Below are 7,676 nucleotides of genomic sequence, written 5' to 3'. Positions count from 1 at the left end.
CCAAAACCGGTCAGCGCATGAGCCGGATACACCCTTCTCAATCTGCGTCAAAACTCTGCCGCCCAAAACAGCATACTTCCCAGAACAAAACCCGTCGAAAATATCGATGGGTTTGTCAGCGGTCTGAACCGGCGTTTCCGCCGGTTTTTCATTTCGATCTTGAAGCGGTTCTCAGAAGAAGCCTTTCTTCTGCCACCAACCGGCACGCTTAGGCTTCTGCTCTTCGCTTTCGCTCGAGGTCACGACAGGCTCCGCGCTTTTCTGCGGTTCAGCAATCGTCGCCACATCAGCTTCAACTGCCACCGTGTCTTCCACTTCGGCAGCTGGCTTCGCCGCAGCTCGGCGGGTACGCCGCTTGGGCTTTTCCACTTCTGCTTCGGGTTCATCAGCGACCACCGCCGCTACCGGTTCCGCAGAAGCCTCTTCGGCTGCCTTCTTGCGGGCGCGGGGCTTGCGAGCAGGTTTCGCAGGCTTTTCCTCTGCCTCGGCTGCAACGACCTCCTCAGTCGCCTCTTCAGTCTTCGCAGACTTGCGGGCGCGAGGCTTGCGAGCAGGTTTCGCAGGCTTCTCTTCGACCACCGGTTCGATCGCCGGAGCAGGAGTTTCCGCTGCTTCCGCTGTCGGCTCAACCGCTACAGCAGCGCTTTCTTCAACAACTGCTTCCTCGACCTTTGTTGGGAGGACCGGCGTGTATCCGACGAACTCAGGATCTGGAATCTTGCGGGCGCGGGGTTCATCGTCGCGACGATTCTTACGTCCGCCCCGGCGACCGCGGCGACGCTTCTTGCGGCGGTCTTCCTCGCTCAGCGAAGCACCGGAAGATGTCTGCTGAGGTTCGTTGCCATCTTCGTCTTCGCCGGAGGTTTCTTCCGAAACTGAATCGGATTTTGCCGACTGTTCCTGGTTCTCACGGTCACGACCGCCGCGACGGCGACGGCGGCGGCGGCGCTTGCGGTCGCCTTCTTCGCCGCGCTCTTCTTGAGTCTGGACATCAGTCTTGGTTTCTTCTTCGGCTTCGTCCTCATCAACCGGGATTTCCGGATCTTCGATATCGTCCTCGATATAGGCCATCGGCTGCACCGGCGGCTGGGTGATAGGCCGCGTGGAAGGCGCACCCTTGTCGATGACGAAATGCTGGTGGCCGACGCTTTCATCGGCGTCAATGCTGATTGCTACACCGAAGCGTCCTTCGAGATCGGCAAGGAGCTGGCGCTTGTGATTGAGAACATAAAGCGCTGACGCAGCCGGTGTGCGGACATGGATGTCGAAGCCGGAATGACGCAGCAGATAATCCTCAATGCCGCGAATGATGTGCAGCGCCATGGAGGAATCTGAGCGGATATGGCCGGTGCCGCCGCAATGCGGACAGACCTGCATCGTGCTTTCAAGCACAGATGCACGGATGCGCTGGCGCGACATTTCCAGAAGGCCGAAATGGGAGATGCGTCCCACCTGAATGCGGGCACGATCATCCTTCAGGCAGTCCTTCATCTTCTTTTCGACAGCGCGGTTGTTGCGCTTTTCTTCCATGTCGATGAAGTCGACCACAATAAGGCCGGCAAGGTCGCGCAGGCGAAGCTGGCGTGCAACCTCTTCGGCAGCTTCCAGATTGGTCTGGAGCGCCGTGTCCTCGATGGAATGCTCGCGCGTCGAGCGACCCGAGTTAACGTCGATGGCAACCAGCGCTTCCGTCTGGTTGATGATCAGATAGCCGCCCGACTTGAGCGTGACCTGCGGCAGCAACATGCGGTCGAGCTGGGCTTCCACGCCGTTGCGCGTGAAGATGGGAACCTGCTCGCGGTAAGGCTGGACAACCTTGGCATGGCTCGGCATGAGCATGCGCATGAAGTCCTTGGCCTCACGGTAGCCATTTTCGCCGGAAACGAGGATTTCCGAAATGTCCTTGTTATAGAGGTCACGGATCGAACGCTTGATCAGGCTGCCTTCCTCGTAGACGAGGGCAGGGGCCGTCGATTGCAGCGTCAGCGTGCGTACATTTTCCCAAAGACGCATCAGATATTCGTAGTCGCGCTTGACTTCGGCCTTGGTGCGGTTTGCGCCAGCCGTGCGCAGGATCACACCCATGCCCTGCGGCACTTCGAGTTCCTTGACGATTTCCTTCAGGCGCTTGCGATCCTGCGGATTGGTGATCTTGCGCGAAATGCCGCCGCCACGTGCCGTGTTCGGCATCAGAACCGAATAGCGTCCCGCAAGCGAAAGATAGGTGGTGAGAGCCGCGCCCTTGTTGCCGCGCTCTTCCTTGACGACCTGAACCAGCAGAATCTGGCGGCGCTTGATCACTTCCTGAATGTTGTACTGGCGGCGATTGGTGCGCGCATGTGTCGGAAGCTCCTCAAGCGCGTCTTCCGAACCCACAGATTCGACCATGTCCTCTTCATGTTCGATGTCATCTTCGTCGCCGTTTTCGATGGCTTCAGAGATCACATCGCTTTTTTGCGAGAGGGCAATAGCCGGGGTGCCCGGCACGTAATTTTCAAAAGCGGGACCGACCGGCTCGGCCGCGGGCACTCCGTTGTCGGACGCACTGGCCTGCGCGTCGCCGTTCTGGCCGTCACGGCGTCCACGACGCCGGTTGCGGCGAGACTTATCGTTCCGCTCGCTGCGCTCACTCTTGGCGCGGGGTTCGTCTTCGTCATCTTCCGCACGTGCGGCTTTGGCTTCCGCCTCAAGCAGCGCAAGACGATCGGCTACCGGGATTTGATAGTAGTCGGGATGAATTTCCGAAAATGCGAGGAAGCCATGACGGTTGCCGCCATATTCCACGAATGCAGCCTGAAGCGAAGGTTCGACGCGGGTGACGCGTGCCAGGTAGATGTTGCCTTTCAGCTGCTTCTTATGTTCCGACTCAAAGTCGAATTCTTCAATCTTGTTGCCCCGGGTAACGATTACCCGGGTCTCCTCCGGGTGGGAGGCATCTATAAGCATTTTGTTGGACATTATTGTCTTTCCTGCCGGCGCGAAGACGCAAAACGCGTGCGCCGGACGAAACCCTGAGGGCTGTCGTGCTCACTGCGCTGCGTCTGCCGGATGGTTCTGGGTTCGTCGGAACAAAAGCTGCTGCCTCCGCGCGCGATGGCCTCGTGGCGATCACGGTCTTCAGGCTCGCAATGGTCAGTCGTGCTTGACCCATAGCTGTTCCGAACGAAACGACCTCATATATGACCCGGGAAAGCCGGGCCGACCTCTTTGCTCTTTTCGAGCGTTGGCGACAGCGCGTAAAGATGCGCAGTCGGCCGATAGAAACGGAGGGCGGGGGAGCCACATCTCCGCTGAATTCTGTGCCGGTTATCGGGGCGACGAATGAATATGCCGCTGTTTTCGCTATCATTCCTTGCGGTTCGTTTTGAGAACCGGCAAACGATTCTGATAGTTCACCCAAAACCTTCCATAGCTTTTATGGCGTCGTTTGAACGATGACAAGTGCGAATATCATTTGACTTTCGCATCGCAATTTCGCCGAAAGCTGAGTATACGCCCGATTCAAGGTCGAAATACGGCTGGAAATCCTTCATTAACTGTAGTTCTGTACGAGTGTTTCATGGGTATTCGGGCGAGAGGGTGCAGGGATAAATGGGCCCGTATCGCGATTATTGATGCCAGTTATCCAAATGATGTTCTTGATTGTGGCGGCCGATGCATTTTCAAAGCGCTGAAAACGCTATGACACGATTGCTGAATTTGCGGTGCCTTGCGGCATTGTTCGCACTTTTGTCTGTCCTGCTGTTTCAGTCTGCTTCTGTCTATGCTGCCGATCGCGTGACTTCCCCACTGGCTGCGCTGACTTTCCGGATGGCTGGCGATGATGTGCGGACGCGCATCGTTGTCATGTTCGACCGGGAACCCAAGCTATCGACCCTGCTTCTCGACAATCCGCATCGGCTTGTCGTCGATCTGCCCGAAACGCGCTTTGGTTTCGACGAGAAAAGTCTGGAGCCCCGCGGGCTCGTTTCGCGCGTCCGGTACGGGCTCGTGGGCAAGGGGCGTTCGCGCCTCATTCTGACACTGCGCGGTCCGTTCAAGGTGGAAGACTTGCGCGTTCTGAAAAACGAGAGTGCATCAGGCTATCGCCTTGTGGCCGACATCGTTGCGGCCTCGGACAGGGAATTTGCCGAACAGTTGCAGGGCCGCAAGGAAATAACCAGTTCCACCGATCGCGATGACAAGCCGGTTCAGGCCACCGCGCAGAATGGGGCGGTTCGCCCGTTCACCATCATGATCGATCCAGGACATGGTGGTATCGACAGCGGTGCGGAAAGCCTCAGCGGTATCAAGGAAAAGGACCTGACGCTCGCGTTCGGGCAGGAGCTCAGGGATCGCCTGTCGCAAGACAAGAACATCAAGGTTCTCATGACGCGTGAGGACGACACTTTTTTGCGGCTTTCCGAAAGGGTGCGGATCGCCCGCCAGCATGAAGCGGATTTGTTCATCTCCATCCATGCGGATACGATCAACCAGCACGATATTCGCGGCGCGACGGTTTATACGATTTCCGACAAGGCATCGGACTCCGTTGCGCGGGCCATGGCTGAACGGGAAAACAAGTCTGATACCCTTGCGGGCGCAGCGCCTGAAGAGCAGCCCGAGGTTACCGATATTCTTCTCGATCTGACCAGGCGTGAAACGCACACATTTTCGCTAAGCTTTGCCGAAAAGGTGATCCATTCCCTCCAGGGGCAAGTGAATCTCATCAACAATCCGCATCGCTTTGCCGGTTTTCAGGTGTTGCGTGCGCCGGACGTGCCGTCCGTGCTGATTGAAATCGGATATTTATCCAATGCCGAGGACGAGAAGCTTATCAGCAATCCCGAGTGGCGCAAGAAACTTGCGGACAGACTCGCGATTGCGATCAAGGCGTTTGAAGCGCTGAAACATCCCGCAAGCATGAGCAAGGGGTAGGGACCCTGAAATATGGAGAATTGTGGCGATGTCTGTTAAATGTGCTACATCTTATAAGATGCAGGCTTGCAACAGTTTAGCGGATTTTCGTCGTGCAGACGAAAGCTGCGGCGTTAAATTGGTAAAAACACGTAAACCATCTTGCCTTTGACTCATTTGCTGGTCACTAAGCCAGTGATTGCCTCATGGCATAACTAGGTCAAAGGGTTGGCTGTTCGTGCTTTGACCCTTATCATGTGAATAATCTGAAGGCAGGATTCCGCATTTATGGTAAGGCTTATCGGATATTTCTTCGGGATCGGAACGGTGCTGATGCTCCTCGTGGCAGGTGGCGCCGCCCTGTACGTCGGAAGTCTCACGAAGGATCTGCCAGATTACGAGGTGCTCGCAAAATACGAGCCGCCTGTAATGACGCGCGTTCATGCCTCGGATGGCAGCCTCATGGCGGAGTTCGCTCGCGAACGCCGGCTCTATATCCCCATCCAGGCTGTGCCGAACCGTGTGAAAGCGGCTTTCGTTTCGGCTGAAGACAAGACCTTCTATGAACATCACGGTCTTGATTTCGCCGGACTTGCCCGAGCGATGTTGACGAATGTCAAGAATATGGGGTCCGGCCGCCGTCCGGTTGGTGCGTCTACCATTACGCAACAGGTTGCAAAGAACTTCCTCCTGACCTCAAAGCAGACCTATGATCGCAAGATCAAGGAAGCCATCCTCGCGATGCGCATTGAGCAGGCCTATTCCAAGGACCGTATTCTCGAGCTCTATCTCAACGAAATCTTCTTCGGCCTTGGTTCCTACGGCATTGCCAGCGCTGCTCTGACCTATTTCGACAAGTCGGTCGGTGAACTTTCCATCGCAGAGAGCGCTTATCTCGCGGCCCTGCCGAAAGGCCCGAACAATTATCATCCCTTCCGCCAGCCCGAGCGCGCTATCGAGCGCCGCAACTGGGTGATCGACCGGATGAGCGAAAACGGCTACATCACTGCCGAAGAAGCGGCGGAAGCCAAGAAGCAGCCGCTGGGCGTGAAAGAGCGTTCGGACGCGCATTACGTGTTTGCTTCGGAATATTTCACCGAAGAAGTTCGCCGCCAGATCATCCAGAAATATGGTGTCGATGCGCTTTACGAAGGCGGTCTTTCGGTTCGCACCACGCTGAACCCGACGCTGCAGGTTGAGGCGCGCAAGTCCTTGCAGGCTGCACTGCTTCGCTATGACGAGGCGCGAGGCTGGCGCGGCCCCATGAAGAATGTCGAGCTTGGCAACGACTGGGGTACGGCGTTTGGCGACATGCAGTCCTATGCGGACGTGCCCGAATGGCAGCTCGCAATCGTGCTCAATGTTTCAGCCGCTGGCGCGGATATCGGTCTGCAGCCGCCGCTTGAGGCATCGGGCTCGCGCAGCAAGGAGCGCAAGCGCGCATTCATTGCCGCCGATGATATGAAATGGGCGATGCGCATTGTGAATATCGGTGACAAGCGCACCAGCGCCAAATCGCCGGAAGGCGTGCTGAAAACGGGCGACATTATCTATGTCTCCAAGACTGGCGAATCCCGTTTCCGTCTGCAGCAGCCGCCGAAGCTTGAAGGCGCGCTTGTGGCCATGGACCCGCATACGGGTCGTGTTCTGGCCATGGTCGGCGGTTTTTCCTATGCGGAATCGGAGTTCAACCGCGCAACGCAGGCCTATCGCCAGCCAGGTTCGTCGTTCAAGCCCTTCGTCTATGCTGCTGCCCTCGACAACGGCTATACGCCTGCGTCCGTTGTTCTGGACGGTCCGCTGGAAGTCAATCAGGGTGGTACGCTGGGCGTTTGGGCACCGAAGAACTATTCGGGCAAGTTCTCCGGTCCGTCCACGTTGCGCTACGGTATCGAACAGTCGCGTAACGTCATGACCGTGCGTCTCGCGCAGGACATGGGCATGAAGCTCGTCGCTGAATATGCTGAACGCTTCGGTATCTACGACAAGATGCTGCCCGTTCTCTCCATGGCACTTGGCGCCGGTGAGACGACCGTCCTGCGTATGGTGACAGCCTATTCCATCATGGCGAATGGCGGGCAGAGCATAACGCCGTCAATGATCGACCGCATTCAGGATCGCTACGGCAAGACCGTGTTCAAGCACGATGCGCGCCAGTGCGAAGGCTGCAATGCGCAGGATTGGGCCAATCAGGAAGAGCCGACGCTGATCGACAACCGCGATCAGGTACTCGATCCGATGACGGCTTATCAGATCACCTCGATGATGGAAGGTGTCGTGCAGCGTGGCACGGCGCAGATATTGAAGAGCCTCGACCGCCCGATGGCTGGCAAGACCGGTACGACCAACGATGAGAAGGACGCGTGGTTCGTTGGCTTCACGCCTGATCTCGTGGTTGGCGTGTTCATGGGCTACGATACGCCGACACCGCTTGGCCGCGGCAATACGGGCGGCGGTCTCGCAGCGCCTGTGTTCAAGTCTTTCATGGAGCAGGCTTTGGCCGGAACGCCGAAAGTGGATTTCCGCGTGCCGGAAGGCATGACGGTCATCGCGATCAATCGCAAAACCGGTATGCGCGCCAATCAGGGCGATCCGAATGTGATCATGGAAGCGTTCAAGCCGGGCACCGGGCCATCGGACAGCTATTCGGTCATCGGAATGGATTCATTCCGCGAAGGTTCTCCGGTCGCGCCGCAGTCGCCGCAGGCGACACGCGCCATCAACTCCGGTTCCGGCGGACTTTACTGACAGGGAAAAACGGGGCTTTACCCTTTACACTG

Annotated in this window: 4 protein-coding genes; 3 read left to right on the top strand and 1 reads right to left on the bottom strand. The window is 57.3% G+C overall.

Features of this window, described 5'->3' with window-relative positions:
* Positions 1 to 171: 171 nt before the first annotated feature.
* Positions 172 to 2,958 carry an Rne/Rng family ribonuclease gene (locus F9K78_RS06270; protein WP_121982613.1) on the bottom strand — a complete coding sequence of 929 codons (2,787 nt, stop codon included), beginning with the start codon at positions 2,956 to 2,958 and terminating at the stop codon, positions 172 to 174.
* 2 nt (positions 2,959 to 2,960) lie between these two features.
* On the opposite strand from F9K78_RS06270, the gene F9K78_RS06265 reads away from it, so the two are divergent.
* From F9K78_RS06265 to F9K78_RS06255, 3 genes are all read left to right on the top strand, one after another.
* Positions 2,961 to 3,146 (top strand): hypothetical protein, encoded by a 186-nt coding sequence (locus F9K78_RS06265; RefSeq protein WP_121982614.1) that lies wholly within the window; start codon positions 2,961 to 2,963, stop codon positions 3,144 to 3,146.
* A gap of 535 nt (positions 3,147 to 3,681) precedes the next feature.
* Complete coding sequence (locus F9K78_RS06260; protein WP_121982615.1) at positions 3,682 to 4,917, top strand: N-acetylmuramoyl-L-alanine amidase; 1,236 nt, start codon at positions 3,682 to 3,684, stop codon at positions 4,915 to 4,917.
* A gap of 267 nt (positions 4,918 to 5,184) precedes the next feature.
* A complete protein-coding gene (locus tag F9K78_RS06255) occupies positions 5,185 to 7,644 on the top strand; it encodes a penicillin-binding protein 1A (RefSeq protein ID WP_151682102.1) in 2,460 nt (819 codons plus the stop codon).
* The last annotated feature ends 32 nt before the right edge of the window (positions 7,645 to 7,676 follow it).

Origin of the sequence: Brucella pseudintermedia (assembly GCF_008932435.1) — a bacterium.
GTDB lineage: Bacteria > Pseudomonadota > Alphaproteobacteria > Rhizobiales > Rhizobiaceae > Brucella > Brucella pseudintermedia.
The sequence above is the reverse complement of the archived record's forward strand: the minus strand, read 5'-3'. Positions and strand labels throughout refer to the sequence as shown.